General features: G+C 63.8%; 17 protein-coding genes. 4 read left to right on the top strand and 13 right to left on the bottom strand.

Features of this window, described 5'->3' with window-relative positions:
- Position 1 precedes the first annotated feature (1 nt).
- The 5 genes from THL1_RS06065 to THL1_RS06045 all read right to left on the bottom strand — a co-directional run bounded on the left by THL1_RS06065 (position 2) and on the right by THL1_RS06045 (position 5824).
- Positions 2–277, bottom strand: coding sequence for a hypothetical protein (locus THL1_RS06065; RefSeq protein ID WP_069082416.1), 276 nt, complete (start codon positions 275–277; stop codon positions 2–4).
- Positions 278–337: 60 nt separating this feature from the next.
- Complete coding sequence (locus THL1_RS06060; RefSeq protein ID WP_069082415.1) at positions 338–1594, bottom strand: tyrosine-type recombinase/integrase; 1257 nt, start codon at positions 1592–1594, stop codon at positions 338–340.
- Between the two features lie 301 nt (positions 1595–1895).
- Positions 1896–3473, bottom strand: coding sequence for a glutamine-hydrolyzing GMP synthase (guaA, locus tag THL1_RS06055; protein WP_069082414.1), 1578 nt, complete (start codon positions 3471–3473; stop codon positions 1896–1898).
- 129 nt (positions 3474–3602) lie between these two features.
- Positions 3603–5072 carry an IMP dehydrogenase gene (gene guaB, locus THL1_RS06050; RefSeq protein WP_069082413.1) on the bottom strand — a complete coding sequence of 490 codons (1470 nt, stop codon included), beginning with the start codon at positions 5070–5072 and terminating at the stop codon, positions 3603–3605.
- 200 nt (positions 5073–5272) lie between these two features.
- A complete protein-coding gene (locus THL1_RS06045; protein WP_069082412.1) occupies positions 5273–5824 on the bottom strand; it encodes a sugar ABC transporter ATPase in 552 nt (183 codons plus the stop codon).
- 100 nt (positions 5825–5924) lie between these two features.
- Here THL1_RS06045 and xseA point away from each other — a divergent pair, with 100 nt between their 5' ends.
- From xseA to leuA, 4 genes are all read left to right on the top strand, one after another.
- Positions 5925–7304, top strand: coding sequence for an exodeoxyribonuclease VII large subunit (gene xseA / locus THL1_RS06040; protein ID WP_069082411.1), 1380 nt, complete (start codon positions 5925–5927; stop codon positions 7302–7304).
- Positions 7305–7306: 2 nt separating this feature from the next.
- On the top strand, positions 7307–8128 hold the full coding sequence (locus THL1_RS06035; RefSeq protein ID WP_069082410.1) for a peptidoglycan DD-metalloendopeptidase family protein: 822 nt from the start codon (positions 7307–7309) through the stop codon (positions 8126–8128).
- Positions 8129–8236: 108 nt separating this feature from the next.
- Positions 8237–9460, top strand: a complete 1224-nt coding sequence (locus tag THL1_RS06030; protein ID WP_069082409.1) for a mechanosensitive ion channel family protein — start codon at positions 8237–8239, stop codon at positions 9458–9460.
- Between the two features lie 352 nt (positions 9461–9812).
- Entirely contained in the window at positions 9813–11483 is a 1671-nt protein-coding gene (gene leuA / locus THL1_RS06025) for a 2-isopropylmalate synthase (protein ID WP_069082408.1), read from the top strand.
- A 138-nt stretch (positions 11484–11621) separates the two neighbouring features.
- Here leuA and THL1_RS06020 read toward each other — a convergent pair whose 3' ends face one another.
- The 8 genes from THL1_RS06020 to ispG all read right to left on the bottom strand — a co-directional run bounded on the left by THL1_RS06020 (position 11622) and on the right by ispG (position 19940).
- Positions 11622–11987 carry a winged helix-turn-helix transcriptional regulator gene (locus THL1_RS06020; protein ID WP_069082407.1) on the bottom strand — a complete coding sequence of 122 codons (366 nt, stop codon included), beginning with the start codon at positions 11985–11987 and terminating at the stop codon, positions 11622–11624.
- A 14-nt stretch (positions 11988–12001) separates the two neighbouring features.
- The gene (locus THL1_RS06015) at positions 12002–12796 is read right to left on the bottom strand and encodes an amidohydrolase (protein ID WP_069082406.1); all 795 of its coding nucleotides are present in this window, start codon (positions 12794–12796) and stop codon (positions 12002–12004) included.
- Positions 12784–13932 (bottom strand): pyridoxal phosphate-dependent aminotransferase, encoded by a 1149-nt coding sequence (locus tag THL1_RS06010; RefSeq protein ID WP_069082405.1) that lies wholly within the window; start codon positions 13930–13932, stop codon positions 12784–12786. Before THL1_RS06010 ends, THL1_RS06015 begins: the two co-directional genes overlap by 13 nt.
- A gap of 220 nt (positions 13933–14152) precedes the next feature.
- Positions 14153–15631, bottom strand: coding sequence for a ribosome biogenesis GTPase Der (gene der, locus THL1_RS06005; protein WP_069082404.1), 1479 nt, complete (start codon positions 15629–15631; stop codon positions 14153–14155).
- Positions 15632–15709: 78 nt separating this feature from the next.
- Positions 15710–16852, bottom strand: a complete 1143-nt coding sequence (gene bamB, locus THL1_RS06000) for an outer membrane protein assembly factor BamB (protein WP_069082403.1) — start codon at positions 16850–16852, stop codon at positions 15710–15712.
- Between the two features lies 1 nt (position 16853).
- Positions 16854–17492 carry a YfgM family protein gene (locus tag THL1_RS05995; protein ID WP_069082402.1) on the bottom strand — a complete coding sequence of 213 codons (639 nt, stop codon included), beginning with the start codon at positions 17490–17492 and terminating at the stop codon, positions 16854–16856.
- 31 nt (positions 17493–17523) lie between these two features.
- Positions 17524–18813: a histidine--tRNA ligase gene (hisS, locus tag THL1_RS05990; RefSeq protein ID WP_069082401.1), complete on the bottom strand. Its 1290-nt coding sequence runs from the start codon at positions 18811–18813 to the stop codon at positions 17524–17526.
- Positions 18814–18827: 14 nt separating this feature from the next.
- On the bottom strand, positions 18828–19940 hold the full coding sequence (gene ispG / locus THL1_RS05985) for a flavodoxin-dependent (E)-4-hydroxy-3-methylbut-2-enyl-diphosphate synthase (RefSeq protein ID WP_069082400.1): 1113 nt from the start codon (positions 19938–19940) through the stop codon (positions 18828–18830).
- Between the last annotated feature and the right edge of the window lies 1 nt (position 19941).

Genomic DNA, 19941 nt, shown 5'->3' with positions numbered 1-19941 from the left:
GCTACTCCTCTGCACCCTCAGCGATCTGCCGCTGTTTACGGTGCGTGGTGCAGTTGTCGACGACGCGCCGAAGGGCACGCGCATGGTTGCCTGGGTTCTTCGGTGTGCTCCACACGCTGGTGATGCAGAACTCGCCGCAGCGACACTCTTCATCGTTGTAGGGGCAGTAGATTCGTCCCCACGCGTGACTACCACCCAGCTCTATGCGCCAGCCCTGCTCTTCGGCATGTTTGAGTGCTTCTTCGACCTCTTTCTTCGAGTGAGAAGGACGGGTCATCAGTGATCTCCAGTATTCGCATGACGGGCAAGGTTGTCAACTGACAACCTTTCGCTTTCCTTAAACCGTGGCACTCAACACCGGCACTACAACGCTGTCCGGCAGCAGTTGGGGAACATGAGTGCGGCCATCGATCCAAGCGTCGATCATGTCCGCCCACTCCTGCAGCATGTGCCGGCGCTGCTCCGCGTACTCGGCCTTGTTGTAGACCGAGCGCGAGGAGCGGCCATCTTCGTGAGCCAGGCATTTCTCGATCCAGTCGCCGTTGAAGCCCACCTCGTTGAGCAGCGTGGAGCCAGTCCTGCGAAGGTCGTGGACGGTGAACGGCTCCAACGGCAGGCCTGCTTCCTTCGCACGGGAGGCAATGAGCTGGGTGATGCGGTTCAGGGTGGCGTGCGACATGCAACGGTAGATGTCATAGCGCGAGGGCAACACATACCGGGAACCGGCCGCACAGGTGTGCAGGGCCACGAAGATGTCCAGGGCCTGGCGCGACAGGTAGACAACATGCGGGTTACGCCCCTTCATCCGCTCCTTGGAGATCGTCCAGGTGGCGTTCTCGAAGTCCACCTCGTCCCAGGTTGCCTCGATCAGCTCGCTCTTGCGTACCAAGGTCAGCAGCACCAGCCGCAAGGCCAGCTTGATCGTGGGATACGCGGCGATTGTCTCCAGTTGATGGAAGGCCAGCCGAATTTCGGTCGGGCTCAGCGCCCGGTCCTTCGGCGCGAAAATAGCGATGGAAGACGCCTTAACGTCGTCAGCCGGATTCTCGACCTTCTCGCCATGCAAGATCGCGAACGCGTAGACCTGTTTCACGATGTCGCGAATATGGACCGCAGTTGCCGGCGCCCCTCGAGCCTTTACCTTGGCACACAGGGCTCGCAGATCGTCAGGGGTGATTTCGGTCAGCAGCCGGTTCTCGAAGACCGGCAGGATGTCGCGGTCGATGATGCTTTTACGCATCGCACGCGTGCTGTCGGCCATGCGCGCACCGGCCAACCACTTCGTCAGCGTTTCACCGAAATTCTTGGCGGCGTTCAGGCGCCGCTTAGCGCGCTGCTTCTCCAGGGAGGGAGACTTGCCCAGGGCGACCATGCGCTTGGCATCGAGCAGCTTCTCGCGCGCCATGGCCAGGGAAATGCCAGTTGGCCCATAGCGGCCGATGGTCAGCGTTTCTCGGCGCCCATTGAGACGGTAGTCGTAGCGAAAGGTGACGGTACCGGTAGGCGATACCGTCACGTACATACCATCGCGGTCGAAAGCCTTGTACAGCTTGGACTTGGGCTTGAGATTGCGCAGTTTGGTATCAGTAAGCATCGAGGTTTTTACTCCTGTTCATGACGGCTTTTACCGTCAAGGGTCAGGAGACCTGTTGATGCCGGGAAAGCCGCACGGGGCAAGCTTTCCCAAGGAGCGATTTACCGTCAAAGACCGGTTTTGTCCGGATAGTAAACAGAACGGTCTCAATCCGACCGCTGTTTACTACCGTCCCCGCTACCGCCAATCCGTTCTGCTAGTCGGCGATAGGCCTCGATAACCATTGCAACGAATTTTCTTTTAAATCAACACGTTGCAACTGGCTATCGATACATCTCAATGAGCCCAGAAGGACCCTACATCACTCCCACTCGATGGTCGCCGGCGGCTTGCTCGACACGTCGTAGGTGACGCGGGAGATGCCTTCGATCTCGTTGATGATGCGGTTGGAGACGGTCTCCAGCAGCTCGTAGGGCAGGTGCGCCCAGCGAGCGGTCATGAAGTCGATGGTTTCCACCGCACGCAGGGCGACGACCCAGGCGTAGCGACGGCCGTCACCGACCACGCCGACGGACTTCACCGGCTGGAACACGACGAAGGCCTGGCTGGTCTTTTGGTACCAGTCTGCCTTGTGCAGTTCTTCGATGAAGATGTGGTCGGCGCGACGCAGCAGGTCGGCATATTCCTTCTTCACTTCGCCGAGGATACGCACGCCCAGGCCCGGGCCGGGGAACGGGTGGCGATAGACCATGCTGTAGGGCAGGCCCAGCTCCAGGCCGATCTTGCGCACTTCGTCCTTGAACAGCTCGCGCAGCGGCTCGACCAGTTCGAACTGCATGTCTTCCGGCAGGCCACCGACGTTGTGGTGGGACTTGATCACGTGGGCCTTGCCGGTCTTGGCGCCGGCCGACTCGATCACGTCGGGGTAGATGGTGCCCTGGGCGAGGAACTTGATGCCCTGCAGCCTGGTGGCTTCCTCATCGAACACTTCGATGAAGGTACGACCGATGATCTTGCGCTTCTCTTCCGGGTCGGCAACGCCAGCCAGGCGGGAGAGGAACTTCTCTTCAGCGTTGGCGCGAATCACGCGTACGCCCATGTTCTCGGCGAACATGGCCATCACGTGATCGCCCTCGTGCAGGCGCAGCAGGCCGTTGTCGACAAAGACGCAGGTCAACTGATCGCCGATGGCGCGGTGCAACAGGGCCGCCACCACGGAGGAGTCCACGCCGCCGGACAGGCCCAGCAGCACCTTGGACGAGCCCACCTGGGCACGCACGGTGGCGATGGCGTCTTCGACGATGTTGGACGGGGTCCAGAGGGCGGCGCAGCCGCAGATGTCCAGCACGAAGCGGGAGAGGATGCGACCGCCCTGCTTGGTGTGGGTCACTTCCGGGTGGAACTGCACGCCGTAGTAGGCACGATGATCGTCGGCCATGGCGGCGATCGGGCAACTCGGGGTGCTGGCCAGGATGTGGAAGCCGGCCGGCATGTCGGTGACCTTGTCGCCGTGGCTCATCCACACATCGAGGCCGAGTACGCCGTCGTCATCGACATGGTCTTCGATGCCGTTCAGCAGGCGGGCCTTGCCCACCACGTCAACACGGGCGTAACCGAATTCGCGCAGGTCGGAACCCTGCACCTTGCCGCCCAGTTGCTCAGCCATGGTCTGCATGCCGTAGCAGATGCCGAACAACGGCACATTGAGGTCGAACACGGCCTGCGGCGCGCGCGGGCTGTCGGCTTCGTGCACCGACTCGGGGCCACCGGCGAGGATGATGCCGCGCGGGGCGAAGGCGCGGATCGCCTCGTTGCTCATGTCGAACGGGTGGATCTCGCAGTACACGCCGATCTCGCGCACGCGGCGGGCGATCAGCTGGGTGTACTGGGAACCGAAGTCGAGGATCAGGATCCGGTGGGCGTGAATGTCTTGGGACATGGCCATCTCTCGTTACGGAATTCACAAACGACACGGGGCTGAATCGAACAGCCCCGTGACACGTTAGGGTCTGTTGACGTTTCGGCGCAGCCGCGAGCGAAACGTCAACAGACCCTTATTCAGTCAGCCTCAACCGACGCGGTAGTTCGGGGCTTCCTTGGTGATCTGCACGTCATGGACGTGGGACTCGGCCATGCCGGCGCCGGTGATGCGCACGAACTGCGGCTTGGTACGCATCTCTTCGACAGTAGAGCAACCGGTGTAGCCCATGGAGGCACGCAGGCCGCCCATCAGTTGGTGAACGATGGCGGTCAGGGTGCCCTTGTAGGGAACGCGGCCTTCGATACCTTCCGGAACCAGCTTCTCGGCACCGGCCGAGGAGTCCTGGAAGTAACGGTCGGACGAGCCCTGGGACTGCGCCATGGCGCCCAGCGAGCCCATGCCGCGGTAAGCCTTGTAGGAACGCCCCTGGAACAGCTCGACTTCGCCCGGAGCCTCTTCGGTACCGGCGAACATGGAGCCCATCATCACGCAGGAAGCACCGGCCACGATGGCTTTGGACAGGTCACCGGAGAAGCGGATACCGCCGTCGGCGATCAGCGGGATACCGGAACCGGCCAGCGCGGCAGCGACGTTGGCGATGGCGGAGATTTGCGGCACACCAACGCCGGCAACGATACGGGTGGTGCAGATGGAGCCCGGGCCGATGCCGACCTTGACCGCGTCAGCACCAGCCTCGGCAAGGGCCTTGGCGGCGTCGCCGGTGGCGATGTTGCCGCCGATCACCTGTACGTGCGGGTAGGTGTCCTTGACCCAGCGTACGCGCTCGATCACGCCCCTGGAGTGGCCATGGGCGGTGTCTACCACCACCACGTCGACGCCAGCGGCAACCAGTGCGGAAACGCGTTCGCCGGTGTCGGCGCCGGTGCCCACTGCAGCGCCTACGCGCAGACGGCCCAGGTCATCCTTGGACGCCAGCGGGTAGGTCTTGGCCTTCTCGATATCGCGGAAGGTCACCAGGCCGCGCAGGTAGAAGTTCTCATCGACCACCAGCATCTTCTCGATGCGGTTCTCGTAGAGCTTGACCTTCATCTCTTCCAGCGGGGTGCCTTCACGGGCGGTGACCAGCTTGTCTTTCGGCGTCATGATCGCGGCGACAGTGTCACCGACGTTCGGCTTGAAGCGCAGATCGCGGCCGGTCACGATGCCCACCAGCTCGCCTTCATCCACGACCGGGAAGCCGGAGAAGCCGTATTCACGGGCAATCTGCAGCAGCTCGATGATCTTGGTGGAGGGGGTGACGGTCACCGGGTCACGGACGATAGCAGTCTCGTGACGCTTGACCTTGCGCACCTCGGCAGCCTGCTGCTCGATGGTCATGTTCTTGTGGATGATGCCAATGCCGCCTTCCTGGGCCATGGCGATGGCCAGGCGGGCTTCGGTCACGGTGTCCATCGCCGCGGAAACCAGCGGGATGTTCAGTTCGATGCCGCGGGTCAGGCGGGTCTTGAGGCTGACATCCTTGGGCAGAATCTCGGAATAACCCGGGATCAGGAGAACGTCGTCGAAGGTCAGGGCTTCTTGGCTGATGCGCAGCATGGCGGGGGCTCCCAGGCGGGAAAATTGGAAGCGCGCCATTATAACGAGGCCTGGGCCTCCGCTCAACGCAGCCGATGGGCTGCAGATCGGGTTTCTTGTGGTAGGAGCGAATTTATTCGCGAAAGGGCCGTACCACCGTCCCAAAAGGGACGAGGGGGCAGGTCCCCGACCCGTTTCGCGATTGAAATCGCTCCCACCAGTCAGCCGTCCGTCCGCACCTGACGCACGGCGAACCCCAGCCGCTCGGCGAACGCATCGAGAAATGCCCGGGTAAAGGCGGTCTCGCCCCAGCCGTTGAAGATGAAGCCGAGGTTGGAAAAGCCGCAAGGCTGCAAGAACAGAAAGCCGTTGATGTCGTCCTCGAAGCCGCACTCCGGGCAACTGAAGTTATCCGTGCGCCCCGGCCACCAGTCTTCCAGGCTTTCGAAAAGAGGCTCGCCAACCTCCTTGCGGCACTCAGGGCAACCCGCTTCGTTGAGAAAATTGCGGGTAGGCGTATAGATGCAGCGCTTGTCCACCAGCTCCAGCCCACGTACCGGCAGGCCGAACGGCAGGCGATCCGGATGCTCCACCACGTTCCGCGCACCGGGGGCGATGGCGTAGGCCATGCGATTGCCACGCAGGCCGCACGTGCTCGGCAGCGGCTCGACCACCTCGCGCTGCGCCAGCCAGCGCAACATGCGTCCGGCCAGGGCCTGGTGGCCGGGCACGCTGGAAACCTGCGGCACGATGATCAACTGGCTCGATTCCATCTCTGGCCTCCTGCAACGGTGAAAACGGCGCGCAGCTTAACTGTCGCACCCCACTCGTCAACTATGGCGCATGGCGACAAAGCCATTATCATTTCCGCCCATGATCAACGATCCCTTCCAACGGCTCGGCCTCGACCGCGAGGTGCTGACCGTCAGCCAGCTCAACCAGCGCGCCCGCCATCTATTGGAGGACGTGTTCCCGCAGGTCTGGGTGGAGGGCGAGATTTCCAACCTTGCCCGTCCCGCCTCCGGCCACCTGTATTTCACCCTCAAGGATGCCCAGGCGCAGGTCCGCTGCGCCCTGTTCCGGCAGAACGCCCAGCGCGTGCGCCAGGCCCTGCGCGACGGCATGGCCGTGCGCGTACGCGGCAAGGTCTCGCTGTTCGAGGGTCGAGGCGATTACCAGTTGATCGCCGATGCCGTCGAACCAGCCGGCGACGGCGCCCTGCGCCTAGCCTTCGAGGCGCTGAAGGAAAAGCTCGCCGCCGAAGGCCTGTTTGCCGCCGAGCGTAAGCGCCCCTTGCCCGGCCATCCACAACGCATCGGCATCATCAGCTCGCCCACCGGCGCAGTGATCCGCGACATCATCAGCGTGTTCCGCCGCCGCGCGCCGCACGTACAGCTGACCCTGGTCCCCACCGCCGTGCAGGGCCGCGAGGCCACCGCGCAGATCGTCCGTGCGCTGGCCCTGGCCGACGCCCAGGGATTCGACGCGCTGATCCTGGCCCGGGGCGGCGGTTCCCTGGAAGACCTCTGGTGCTTCAACGAAGAAGCCGTGGCCCGCGCCGTAGCCGCCTGCCAGACGCCCATCGTCAGCGCCGTTGGCCATGAAACAGATGTATCCATCAGTGACTTCGTCGCCGACGTACGCGCCCCGACGCCCTCCGCCGCGGCCGAGCTGCTCGCCCCCGACGCCAGTGACCTGCAGCAGCGTCTCGATGGCCTTCACCGCCGCCTGATCCTGCGTCTGCGCGAACACCTGACCCGCGAACGCCTGCGTCTGGACGGGCTGTTCCGGCGCCTGCGCCACCCCGGCGAACGCTTGCGCCAGCAGGCCCAGCGTCTGGATGACCTGGACATGCGCCTGCGCCGTGCCTTCGAGCGCCAGCAGCAGATACGCCACGAGCGCCTGGCACGCCTGGACACCCGCCTGGCCGCGCAACACCCCGGCCGCACTCTGGCCCTGCTGCGGCAAAAGCTCGACAGCCTGGCCGATCGCCTGCGCCGCGCCGCCCGCGACGCCCTCAAGGACCGTCGCCAGCGCCTTGACGCGCTGGCCCAGACCCTGCACGTGGTCAGCCCCCTGGCCACCCTCGGACGCGGCTACAGCATCCTGCTCGACGAACGCGGCCAAGCCGTCCGCTCCGCCAGCCAGACCCGCCCCGGCCAGCGCCTCAAGGCACGACTCGGTGAGGGTGAACTGGACGTGCGCGTCGAGGACAACCACCTCACCCCCGTAAACCTCTCCCTGCTGGACTGACCATGCGCCTGTTTGCCGCCCTGCTCTTCTGCCTCGCCCTCCCCGCCCATGCCGAAGGCTTCATCACCCGTCTGTTGAACAAGCCGGTACCGGGCGGCGTGGCGGTGGTCCAACTTGGCAACGGCGCCGAAGCACCCACGGCGCGCTATCAGGGCAAGCCCGTGCTGGTGGTCAAGGAGGACGGCCGCGACTGGATCGCCATAGTCGGCATTCCACTGGGCGCCAAGGCCGGCAAACAGCAGATCGAGGTAAATGACGGACGCAAGCTGGCTTTCAGCGTCGGTCCGCGCACCTACCGTGAGCAGCGCATCAAGCTGGCCAACACCCGCCAGGTGAACCCGCTGCCCGAAGACCTCAAGCGCATCGACCGCGAACTGGCCGAGCAAACCGCTGCCTACCGCCGCTTCAGCCCCGGCACACCAAGCAACCTGCTGTTCGACAAGCCGGTGAACGGTCCGCTCTCGAGCCCCTTCGGCCTGCGCCGCTTCTTCAATGGAGAGGAGCGCAACCCGCACTCCGGACTGGACTTCGCCGTGGGCGCCGGCACGCCGATCAAGGCTCCGGCTGCGGGCAAGGTGATCCTGATCGGCGACTACTTCTTCAACGGCAGGACGGTATTCGTCGATCACGGCCAGGGCCTGATCAGCATGTTCTGTCACATGTCGAAAGTTGACGTAAAACCCGGCCAGCAACTGCCCCGCGGCGGCGTGGTCGGACGCGTCGGCGCCACCGGCCGCGCCACCGGGCCGCACATGCACTGGAACGTCAGCCTCAACGACGTACGCGTCGACCCGGCCATTTTCATCGGTGCCTACAAGCCCTGAGATACATCCGCGCTTACAGCCTGGGTTTGGACCAGAAAGGTAGATTTGTTATGGTCCGGCGCTTTCCGGGGCCCGCCCCGCTCACTGGATAGATCAAGGGAGCAGCCCATGCAAAGCGAACTGAGCCACTGGCTGACCTGGCTACGGCAGCACGACGAACTGCACACAGTCGTCTCCACCAGCGTCCTCATCCTCCTGGCCTGGGTGTCGAACTGGATAGTCCGGCGCATCCTCCTGCGCGGCCTGTTCCGCCTCACCGGTGCACAGGTTCAGGACCACGGCCTGATCAAGCGCCTGGCCAACGTGGTACCCGCCCTGGTGCTGGCCGGCGGCGTACAGGTGGTGCCGAACCTGCCAGGGCCCTTGGTGGAAGTGGTCACCAACGTTTGCGCCGCGTTCATCATCCTCACCGTCGCCCTGGCCCTGAGCGCCGCGCTGAACATCGTCAGCAGCCTCTACCAGCGACGCGCGGATGCCCACCTGCGCCCCATCAAGGGCTATGTGCAGGTGCTGAAGATCGCCATCTTCGCCATCGCCACCATCCTGATGATCGCCGGCCTGATCGACCGCTCGCCGCTGATCCTGCTGTCGGGGCTCGGCGCCATGGCCGCGGTCCTGCTACTGATATTCCAGGACACCCTGCTGTCCCTGGTGGCCAGCGTGCAGATCACCTCCAGCGACATCATCCGCGTCGGCGACTGGGTGGAGATGCCGCAACTGAACGCCGATGGCGACGTGATCGACATCGCCCTGCACACCGTGAAGGTGCAGAACTGGGACAAGACCATCACCACCATTCCCACAAAACGCTTCATCACCGATTCGTTCAAGAACTGGCGCGGCATGCAGGAGTCCGGTGGCCGCCGGATCAAACGCTGCCTCTACCTGGACCAGAACAGCGTGCGCTTCCTGGCGTCGGAAGACGTCAGCCGCCTCCATGACTTCCGCCTGCTCGACAGCTACCTCACGGTCAAGCAGAGCGAGCTGCTTTCCTGGAACAGCCAGCTGGAGGAAGACGAGCGCCTGCCGGTCAATAGCCGCCAACTGACCAACATTGGTACCTTCCGCGCCTATGTGGAGCACTACCTGCGCGAGAACCAGGACATCCGCAAGGACATGACCCTGCTGGTGCGGCAGATGGCCCCGACCGCCGATGGTCTGCCACTGGAGCTCTACTGCTTCACCAACACCACGGCCTGGGCCCGCTACGAGGCCATCCAGTCCGACATCTTCGATCACCTGCTGGCGATACTTCCGGAGTTCGGCCTGCGCGTGTTCCAGCACCCCAGCGGCGCGGACATGCGAGCGCTGCGCCTGCCGCCCCAGCAATGACAACGCAGCTGCCCGCGAACTGCCCGGCAAAGGGCATTTCGCGGGCTGGCCACCCCACCCCAGAGCAGGCGCGCAATCATCCCTAGAAAATGTCACCAATTACGCAATAATTTCCCCAACTGCAAAATCTTGCGCTTTTTTTCACCATTTTATTAACGATGCTTGCCATATTCACTCACGATGAATAGGGTTAGCCCTTATGAAAACTGCACACACCCTCATCCTTCTGCGTCAACACGCCTGCCTGCGACTGGTCAGCCCACGACTGCGTGGCTGAATCCCACCTCCGCTGCATCCGCCGACTTCTATGCCTGGCCGCTCCACCACGGCCCGCAGTAAAAAGGATTTGCCCATGAGCATGCTGAAAGACCCGTCCCGCAAGTACCGCGCCTTCCCCGCCATCAACCTGCCGAATCGCACCTGGCCGTCGAAGACCATCACCGAAGTGCCGATCTGGTGCAGCTCCGACCTGCGTGACGGCAACCAATCGCTGATCGAGCCGATGGATGCGCAGAAGAAGATGCGCTTCTTCAAGACCCTGGTGCAGGTGGGCCTGAAGGAAATCGAGGTGGCCTTCCCCTCCGCTTCGGATACCGACTTCAACTTCGTCCGCGAGCTGATCGAAGGCGGCCACATTCCGGATGACGTGACCATCCAGGTACTGACCCAGGCCCGCGAAGACCTGATCACCCGTACCTTCGAGTCCCTGCGTGGCGCGAAGAAGGCCATCGTCCACGTCTACAACGCCACCGCGCCGTCGTTCCGCCGCATCGTCTTCAACCAGGACAAGGCCGGCGTGGTCGACATCGCCACCAGCGCCGCCAAGCTGATCAAGAAGCTGGCCGCCGAGCAACCGGGCACGGACTGGACCTTCCAGTACTCACCGGAAATCTTCAGCTCCACCGAGCTGGAGTTCGCCGTCGAAGTCTGCGATGCGGTAATCGACGTCTGGCAACCGACTCCCGAGAAGAAGATCATCCTCAACCTGCCGGCCACCGTGGAATGCGCCACGCCGAACGTGTACGCCGACCAGATCGAATGGTTCGGTCGCCATGTCAGCCGTCGTGACTCGGTGATCATCAGCCTGCACACCCACAACGACCGCGGCACCGGCGTTGCCGCCACCGAGCTGGGCCTGATGGCCGGCGCCGACCGCGTGGAAGGCTGCCTCTTCGGCAACGGCGAGCGCACCGGCAACGTCGACCTGGTGACCCTGGCGCTGAACATGTACACCCAGGGCCTGCACCCGCAACTGGACTTCTCCGACATCGATGCCGTGCGCAAGGTGGTCGAGGAGTGCAACCAGCTGCCAGTCCACCCGCGTCACCCCTACGTGGGCGACCTGGTCCACACCGCATTCTCCGGCTCCCACCAGGACGCCATCCGCAAGGGCTTCGCCCAGCAGGAGGAAGGCGCCCTCTGGGAAGTGCCCTACCTGCCGATCGACCCGGCCGACATCGGCCGCAGCTACGAGGCGGTGATCCGCGTGAACAGCCAGTCCGGCAAGGGTGGCATCACCTTCCTGCTGGAGCAGGAATACGGCATCAGCCTGCCGCGCCGCATGCAGATCGAGTTCAGCCAGGTGGTGCAGAAGGAAACTGATCGCCTGGGCCTGGAAATGACCGCCGAGCAGATCTACAAGCTGCTGGACGCCGAATACCTGCAAGCGACTACCCCGTTCACCCTGAAGGGCCATCGCCTGCAGGAAGAAAACGGCACCAGCGCCGTGGATATCGAAGTCCAGGTCAAGGGCGAAACCCAACACCTGCGCGGCATGGGCAAGGGCCCACTGGAAGCCTTGGTGGCCAGCCTGCCGGTGAAGGTCGAGATCATGGATTACTCCGAGCACGCCATTGGCTCCGGGACCAACGCCAAGGCTGCGGCCTACATCGAGCTGCGGGTCAACGGCGGCCGCGCCCTGCACGGTATCGGGGTCGACGAGAACCTCACCACGGCGAGCTTCCGCGCCCTGTTCAGCGCCCTCAACCGCGCCATGAGCCAGGCCGAGGCCGAAGCGGCCTGAGGCTGATGCTGCAATGAAAAACCCCGCCATCCGGCGGGGTTTTCTTTTATGGGGAAAACGCTGGTGCGCACAGAGCACCCTACGCAGAAGCCGTGCCGGTAGGGTGCGCCGTGCGCACCGCCATCCGGACCAGTCCGGCTATCCCTGTTGCTGCCAGTGGCACTTGCCCCAGGCACACATGGAGTCCAGCACCGGCTTCAGGCTCAAGCCATGCTCGGTCAGGCGATACTCGACCCGCGGAGGCACTTCGGCATAGACGGTGCGCGAGACAATGCCGTCTCGCTCCAGTTCGCGCAGCTGCTGGGTCAGCATCTTCTCGGTGATGCCCGGCACAAGCCGCTTGAGCTCGGAGAAACGCCGCGCCTCCGGGATCAGGTGGTAGACCAGCAGCGACTTCCACTTGCCGCCGATCACCGCCAGGGTGACTTCCACTGGCGTGTTGTAGACCCGCTCCCCCGCCACTAGCAGGTTGCCCTCGGCAGGAAGCGGCTTGTGTTCGCTCATGGCCTTCTCCGCTGTCAGAGGTGCAGGTCGAAACCGTCCGCGTCACGCATCGCAGGAAAGCGCTCGCGGTAGGCCGCCAGTTGTGACGCGGACAGACTGGCGATGAACACGCCATCGGCGTCTGCGGCATCCAGCAGGTGTTCGCCCTGGAAATCCAGAACCTGGCTATCGCCACTGTAACCATGGCCCTTGCCGTCGGTGCCAACGCGATTCACCGCCGCCACGTAGCAAAGGTTCTCGATGGCCCGCGCCGGCAGCAGACGATTCCAGTGATGGCGACGAGCCGCTGGCCAGTTGGCCGTGTAGAGCAGTAGATCGGTATCGTGCGGGTCGCGGCTCCACACCGGGAAGCGCAGGTCGTAGCAGATCAGCGGACGCACCCGCCAGCCCTTGAGCTCGAACAGCGCCTGGGTTTCGCCGGGAGTGTAGTGCTTGTGCTCACCGGCCATGCGGAACAGGTGGCGCTTGTCGTAATGCAGGACCTCGCCGTCCGGGCGAGCCCAGAGCAGACGGTTGCGATGGCTGCTGTCGGCGGCCTGGATGATGAGGCTGCCGATGACGACGGCATCCAGGCGCCTGGCCTGCTCGCACAACCAGGCATGGGTCGGGCCCAGTTCGGGCTCTGCCAGCGCCGCGGAGTCCATGGAGAAGCCGGTGGTGAACATCTCCGGCAGAACGATCAGGTCAGCCCCCTTCGCCTGCTCCAGCAGCGCTTCGAAGTGGGCATGGTTGGCAGCGCAGTCGTGCCAGGCCAGGGTGGTCTGCACCAGGGCCAGCTTGAGGTCGGGCAAGGTGGTCAGATCGCGCATAGTTTTTCCGCCGCCTGGCGCAGCGTCTCCTCACGTTTGGCGAAGCAGAAGCGCACCAGCCGCAGGTCCTTGGGCGGCTGCTGGTAGAACACCGAGACCGGAATGGCGGCCACGCCGTGTTCGCGGGTCAGCCACTCGGACATGGCCACATCGTCCAGGTCGTCGCGGATGGCGCTGTAGTCCACCAACTGGAAGTAGGTACCGGCGGCGCGGGTGAAACGGAATCGCGAGCCGGCCAGCAGGTCGCAGAACAGGTCACGCTTGCCCTGGTAGAAAGCCGGCAGCTCGGCCAGGTGCTCCGGGTGCGCGGCCATGAAGTCCGCCAGCGCCCACTGCAGCGGAGTGACACCGCAGAAGTTCACGTACTGGTGAACCTTGCGCAGTTCGGCGGACAGCGCCGGCGGCGCCACCACGTAGCCGGTCTTCCAGCCGGTGACGTGATAGGTCTTGCCGAAGGAGCTGACCACGAAGGCGCGGGCGTAGAGTTCGTCGTGGGCTAGCACGCTGACGTGGCTGACGCCGCCGAACACCAGGTGCTCGTAGACTTCATCCGACACCAGGTAGATGTCGCGGCCCCGGATCAGCTCGGCCAACTGATCCAGTTCGGCGCGGGAAATCAGCGCGCCGGTGGGGTTGTGCGGACTGTTGATAATGATCATGCGGGTACGCGGACTGAGCGCCTCGCGCATGCGCTGCCAATCGATGGAGAAGCCCGGCAGCGCCAGGGGCACATGCACGCAGCGGCCGCCGGCCAGCTCCACCGAAGGTTCGTAGCTGTCGTAGCAGGGATCGAGGACGATCACTTCGTCACCCGCGCGAACTACCGCCTGGATGGCGCAGAAGATCGCTTCGGTGGCTCCGGGGGTGATGGTCACCTCGCTGTCGGCGCTGACCTGGCGACCATAGAAGGTCGCGACCTTGGCCGCGACCTGCTCGCGCAGGGCCGGCAAGCCGGTCATGGGGGCGTACTGATTGTGTCCGGCGGCGATGTGCCGGCCTACCGCATCGCACAGGGCGGCTGGCGCGGAGAAATCCGGAAAACCCTGGGACAGGTTGATAGCGCCGACTTCAGCGGCGAGCTGGGACATGCGGGTGAAGATGGTGGTGCCGACGTTGGGCAGCTTGCTGGTGATCATTGCAATCCGGCTGTTGGCGACTGGGAAGTGGGTCATAGCTTAAGCCCTGAGGGGTTTCGCGACCACAGGGATGCCCCTGTAGGAGCGAGCTCTGCTCGCGAAACATTGTGCCTGCCCGATTGGCGAGCAGAGCTCGCTCCTACGAAAGACGCACTCCCCCGAAAGTGTGGCCCTGGAAAAGAAAAAGGGCGCTCAGGGCGCCCTCTTTCGTACCGGTCAATCAGCGCTTCTTGTCGCGACGCTTCTTATCGGCCTTCTTGTGGTGCGACATGAGGCGGCGCTTCTTGTTCACCTGCCGCTCGGTCAAGGTGTTCTTCTTGCCCTCGTAGGGGTTCTCGCCCCCCTTGTACTCGATGCGGATTGGCGTACCGACCAGTTTGAGCACGCGTCGGTAGGTGTTCTCCAGATAACGCGAGTAGGACTTGGGCACCGACTCGACCTGGTTGCCGTGGATCACGATAAGCGGCGGGTTGGCACCACCCAGGTGAGCGTAGCGCAGCTTGATGCGACGACCGTTGACCAGCGGCGGCTGGTGCTCCTGCACCGCGTCTTCAAGGATCTGTGTCAGGCGACTGGTGGGCCAGCGGGTGATGGCCGAGCGGAAGGACTCCTGCACCGATTTGTACAGGTGACCGACGCCGGTACCGTGCAACGCGGAGATGAAGTGGATATCGGCGAAGTCGACGAAGAACAGCCGGCGCTCCAGCTCGGTCTTCACATAGTCGCGCTCGCTGGGCTCCATGCCGTCCCACTTGTTCAGGGCGATGACCAGCGCACGGCCGGTTTCCAGCACGAAGCCGAGCAGGTTGAGGTCGTGCTCGACCACACCTTCGCGGGCGTCCATCACGAAGATCACCACGTTGGCGTCCTGGATGGCCTGCAGGGTCTTCACCACCGAGAACTTTTCCACCGCTTCGAAGATCTTGCCGCGACGGCGCACGCCGGCGGTGTCAATCAGGGTGTACTTCTCTTCATTGCGCTCGAAGGGAATGTAGATGCTGTCGCGCGTGGTACCCGCCTGGTCATACACGATCACCCGCTCTTCGCCGAGCATACGGTTGACCAGGGTGGACTTGCCAACGTTCGGGCGTCCGATGATGGCGATCTTGATGCCATCCTTCTCGCTCGGGCCGGGAATGCGCTTGGCTTCCTCGCCTTCGGCGACCACTTCGGCTTCGGCCCCTTCTTCTTCGTCGGCGCCATCGTCACGCGGGAACTCACCCAGGGCAGCCTGGAGCATCTGGGTGATGCCGCGGCCGTGGGCGGCGGCGATCGGCAGGGCGTCGCCCAGGCCCAGAGGGCTGAACTCGGCACGGGCGATGTCCGGATCGACGGTGTCGACCTTGTTGGCCACCAGGAAGCTGCGCTTGTTCCGCTTGCGCAGGTGCTCGGCAATCATCTGGTCGGACGCGGTCATACCGGCGCGGGAATCGACCATGAAGAGCACCGCATCGGCTTCTTCGATGGCTTGCAGCGACTGCTCGGCCATTTTCGCGTCGATACCTTCTTCATCGCCGGAAATACCACCGGTGTCGATGACGATGTAGGTGCGCCCCTGCCACTTCGCCTCGCCGTACTGGCGGTCACGGGTGAGACCTGCGTATTCGGCGACGATCGCATTGCGGGTCTTGGTCAGGCGGTTGAACAGGGTGGACTTGCCGACGTTGGGCCGCCCCACCAGGGCAATTACGGGAACCATGAGGCTCTCCACTCGTTATTTCAGAAAACACAAAGGCCGCTGCCGTTTGACGGCAGCGGCCGGATATCAGGCTTCAGCTTAGCGGATGGTCAGGCCGACCAGCTTGCCGCCGTTGCCAAATGCGTACATCCAGTCACCCACCACCAGCGGGCGAGCCCGCAGGCCGTCGCCGTCGACTTTCACGCGGCCGACGAAATGACCGTCCACCTGGCTCAGCAGGTGCAGGTAGCCTTCGAAGTCACCCACAGCCACATAGCTGGAGAAGACCTCCGGGGCCGACAGCTGGCGACGAGCCAGGGCGTCGTTGCTCCACAGGGCAGACGCCGAACGCTCGTCCACACCCTCGACGGTGCCGTTGGCCAGGCTCACGTAGACGTTACCAAAGCCCTGGGCCACGCCGACGTAGCTGGATGCTTCGCGCTGCCAGAGCACGCGACCGCTTTCCAGGTCCAGCGCCGCAACCCGGCCCTGGTAGGTCACGGAGTAGAGCGTACCGCCGGACAACAGCAGGCCACCGTCGATGTCGACCACGCGATCCAGTTCGGAACGGCCCTGCGGAATGGCTACGCGCTGTTCCCAGATCGGGATGCCACGCTGGATGTCCAGGGCAAGCACCTTGCCAGTGGAAAGACCGGCAACGGCCAGGTTGTTGGTCACGATCGGCGCACCGGTACCACGCAGGGTCAGCACGGCCGGGGTGTTCTCGTAGATCCAGCGCTGGTTGCCGGTGGCGGCGTCGAAACCGAACAGGGTGTCGTTCTGGGTCTGCACGACGACCACATCACCGTTGTTGGCCGGCGGAGCCAGCACCTCGCCATTGACGCGGGCGCGCCATTTCTCTTCACCATTGGTGGCGTCGAGGGCGACCACTTCACCCTTGAGGGTGCCGAGCATGACCAGGCCGTAACCAACGCTCACGGCGCCGGAAACCGGCAGTTCGAGATCCTGCTTCCAGATCACGTCGCCATTGAAGCGATTGATCGCCATGACTTCGCCATTGACGTCGGCAGCATAGATGGTGTCGCCATCGACGGCGGGCACCAGCAGGTTGTAGGTCTCGCCCTGGCCATCGCCAACGGAGCGGCTCCACCCCTTGTCCAGCTTCACTTCTTCAGTGATGTCGGGCAGGTCTGCCGGCGGCAGTTCCTTCTTGCTGTTGCTGCTGCAGCCCACGGCCAGGACGGCCAGGGCCAGCACTGCGGCATTCTTCCAGCGCATCACGTCAAGCGTCCCCTTTTGCCAGGTCGTCGAGCTTCATCTGCAGACCGCCCACAGCGGCGTCTTCCGGTAGCGCGTCCTTGGCCTTCTGGTAGGCGGAGTGCGCGTCGTCGGTGCGACCCAACTGAACCAGCAGGTCGCCCTTGAGTTCTTCGCGGCTGGCGAGGAAAGCCTTGTCGGCATCACCGTCCAGCAGCTTGAGGGCATCCTCGGCCTTGCCCTGCGCAGCGAGCACGCGCGCCAGGCGCTGGCGAGCCAGTTCACCCAAGGTGGCGTCGGCGGGCTTGTCGAGCACGGACTTCAGTTCGGCGACAGCATCGTCCAGCTTGCCGGACTCGACCGCGACCTTGGCCACGAACAGGCTGCCGTACTGGGCGTAGTGGGTGCCGCTGAAATCGCTCTTCAGCTTGCCCGCGAGCTCGGCCACCTTGGCCGAATCCGGGGTACCGCTCGGATTCAGAGCAGTTTCCAGCAGTTGCTGGTAAACGATCGAAGCGCCCTGGGCCTGATTGGTTTCGTACTTCTGCCAGGCCTGCCAACCAAAGACCACTGCCAGCGCCAGCGCGCCGCCAGTGAGCATGGGTTTGCCGTTGCGCTGCCACCAGTCCCTGAACTGCGCAATCTGTTCTTCTTCAGTCTGCATGCTTAACCCCGTACTCCTGATCTTTGAATGCTCAAGCCTGCTTCAGGCAGGCAGCGAGATGCTCGGCCAGAGCATCCCAGGCAATGCTTTGTTGTTCGCTCTCGTCGCGAAGCGGCTTGCAACCTACCACGCGCTTGGCCAGTTCGTCGTCCCCCAGGATCAGTGCATAACGGGCACCACTCTTGTCGGCTTTCTTGAACTGGCTCTTGAAGCTGCCAGCACCGGCGTTGACCAGCAGGCGAACGCCCGGCAGGGCATCGCGCAGTCGCTCGGCCAGCTCCAGGGCGGCCAGCTCAGCGGGCTCGCCGAAGGCGCAGAGGTAAACATCAGCAGGGCTGTTCAGCTCTTCCGGCACCAGGCCAAGCGTTTCCAACAGCAGTACCAGACGCTCGACGCCCATCGCGTAGCCGACGCCCGGGGTCGGCTTGCCGCCGAACTGGGTGACCAGGCCGTCATAACGGCCGCCGGCACAAACTGTGCCCTGGGAACCCAGCTTGTCGGTCACCCACTCGAAGACGGTGCGGCTGTAATAGTCCAGGCCACGCACCAGCTTCTGGTTGATTTCGTAGCGAATGCCCACGGCATCCAGGCGCGCCTTGAGCCCCTCGAAGTGGGCCAGGGACTCTTCGTCGAGGTAATCGTGAAGGGTCGGTGCGTCCACCAGCAGGGCCTGAGTGCCGCCATTCTTGCTGTCGAGGATGCGCAGCGGGTTGGTGGTCAGACGGCGCTGGCTGTCTTCGTCCAGCAGGTCGTAGCGCTCCTGCAGGTAGGCCACCAGGGCATCACGGTAACGGGCGCGAGCTTCGCTCGAACCCAGGCTGTTCAGTTGCAGGGTCACGGCGTCGGCCAGGCCGAGCTTTTTCCACAGGCGCCAGGTCAGCACGATCAGTTCGGCGTCGATGTCCGGGCCAGGCAGGTTGAACACTTCCACACCCATCTGGTGGAACTGGCGATAGCGGCCCTTCTGCGGCTTCTCGTAGCGGAACATGGGGCCGGCGTACCAGAGTTTCTGGACCTGGCCACCGCCGGTCAGGCCATGCTCGAGCACGGCGCGTACGCAACCCGCGGTGCCTTCCGGGCGCATGGTCAGCGATTCTTCGTTGCGATCGAGGAAGGTGTACATCTCCTTGTCGACCACATCGGTGCCTTCGCCGATACCGCGGGCGAACAGCTCGGTGAACTCGAGGATCGGCAGGCGGATTTCCTTGTAACCGTAGACATCCAGCAGATCGGCTACGGTATTTTCCAGGTAACGCCAGGCGGGCGTCTGCTCCGGCAGGATGTCGTTCATGCCACGAATGGCTTGCAGGGTCTTGCTCACGTAGGTTCCTTGTTTCAGCTACGGGCGATCAGCGCCGCGTCAGCTTCGGCCTTGGCGGCCGCCTTTTCGCGGATGAGCCGTTCCAGCTCGTCCACCAGGTTGTCGTTGTTCAGCTTCTGCGCTGGCTTGCCGTCGATGTAGACCAGGTTGTTCGGGGTACCGCCGGTCAGGCCGATGTGGGCCTCCTTGGCTTCGCCCGGCCCGTTGACCACGCAGCCGATCACGGCCACGTCCATCGGTATCAGCAGGTCTTCGAGACGGCCTTCCAGTTCGTTCATGGTCTTGACCACATCGAAGTTCTGCCGCGAGCAGCTCGGGCAGGCGATGAAGTTGATGCCACGGGAACGCAGGTGCAGCGACTTGAGGATGTCGAAGCCGACCTTGACCTCTTCCACCGGGTCCGCGGCCAGGGAAATGCGGATGGTGTCGCCAATGCCGTCAGCCAGCAGCATGCCCAGGCCCACGGCGGACTTGACGGTACCGGAGCGCAGGCCGCCGGCCTCGGTGATGCCCAGGTGCAGCGGCTGGACGATCTGCTTGGCCAGCAGGCGATAGGCTTCGACAGCCATGAACACGTCGGACGCCTTGACGCTGACCTTGAAGTCCTGGAAATCGAGCTTGTCGAGGTGTTCGACATGACGCAGGGCGGATTCCACCAGGGCCTGCGGAGTCGGCTCGCCGTACTTCTTCTGCAGGTCCTTCTCCAGGGAACCGGCGTTGACGCCGATACGGATCGGGATGCCCTTGTCGCGGGCGGCATCGACCACGGCCTTCACGCGGTCTTCACGGCCGATGTTGCCCGGATTGATGCGCAGGCAGTCGACGCCCAGTTCGGCGACGCGCAGGGCGATCTTGTAGTCGAAGTGAATGTCCGCGACCAGTGGAACCTGGACCTGCTGCTTGATGCGGCCGAAGGCTTCGGCAGCGTCCATGTCCGGTACGGAGATGCGAACGATATCGACGCCGGCATCCACCAGGCGCTGGATCTGGCCCACGGTAGCGGCGACGTCGCAGGTGTCGGTGTTGGTCATGCTCTGCACGGCGATGGGCGCATCACCACCCACCGGCACGGAGCCGACCCAGATTTTCCGCGAAACGCGGCGTTTGATCGGGGATTCGCAATGCATG

Source organism: Pseudomonas sp. TCU-HL1 (genome assembly GCF_001708505.1).
Taxonomy (GTDB): domain Bacteria; phylum Pseudomonadota; class Gammaproteobacteria; order Pseudomonadales; family Pseudomonadaceae; genus Metapseudomonas.
This window is presented reverse-complemented; position numbering and strand designations above follow the sequence as displayed.

Bases quoted from the DNA above. Each gene is read 5' to 3' on its own strand.
- xseA (WP_069082411.1), top strand. From the start codon at position 5,925: ATGATCAACGATCCCTTCCAACGGCTCGGCCTCGACCGCGAGGTGCTG.
- guaA (WP_069082414.1), bottom strand. From the start codon at position 3,473: ATGTCCCAAGACATTCACGCCCACCGGATCCTGATCCTCGACTTCGGT.
- THL1_RS05995 (WP_069082402.1), bottom strand. From the start codon at position 17,492: ATGCAGACTGAAGAAGAACAGATTGCGCAGTTCAGGGACTGGTGGCAG.
- THL1_RS06045 (WP_069082412.1), bottom strand. From the start codon at position 5,824: ATGGAATCGAGCCAGTTGATCATCGTGCCGCAGGTTTCCAGCGTGCCC.
- der (WP_069082404.1), bottom strand. From the start codon at position 15,631: ATGGTTCCCGTAATTGCCCTGGTGGGGCGGCCCAACGTCGGCAAGTCC.
- THL1_RS06065 (WP_069082416.1), bottom strand. From the start codon at position 277: ATGACCCGTCCTTCTCACTCGAAGAAAGAGGTCGAAGAAGCACTCAAA.
- THL1_RS06030 (WP_069082409.1), top strand. From the start codon at position 8,237: ATGCAAAGCGAACTGAGCCACTGGCTGACCTGGCTACGGCAGCACGAC.
- guaB (WP_069082413.1), bottom strand. From the start codon at position 5,072: ATGCTGCGCATCAGCCAAGAAGCCCTGACCTTCGACGACGTTCTCCTG.
- THL1_RS06010 (WP_069082405.1), bottom strand. From the start codon at position 13,932: ATGATCACCAGCAAGCTGCCCAACGTCGGCACCACCATCTTCACCCGC.
- THL1_RS06020 (WP_069082407.1), bottom strand. From the start codon at position 11,987: ATGAGCGAACACAAGCCGCTTCCTGCCGAGGGCAACCTGCTAGTGGCG.
- THL1_RS06035 (WP_069082410.1), top strand. From the start codon at position 7,307: ATGCGCCTGTTTGCCGCCCTGCTCTTCTGCCTCGCCCTCCCCGCCCAT.
- leuA (WP_069082408.1), top strand. From the start codon at position 9,813: ATGAGCATGCTGAAAGACCCGTCCCGCAAGTACCGCGCCTTCCCCGCC.
- THL1_RS06060 (WP_069082415.1), bottom strand. From the start codon at position 1,594: ATGCTTACTGATACCAAACTGCGCAATCTCAAGCCCAAGTCCAAGCTG.
- THL1_RS06015 (WP_069082406.1), bottom strand. From the start codon at position 12,796: ATGCGCGATCTGACCACCTTGCCCGACCTCAAGCTGGCCCTGGTGCAG.
- ispG (WP_069082400.1), bottom strand. From the start codon at position 19,940: ATGCATTGCGAATCCCCGATCAAACGCCGCGTTTCGCGGAAAATCTGG.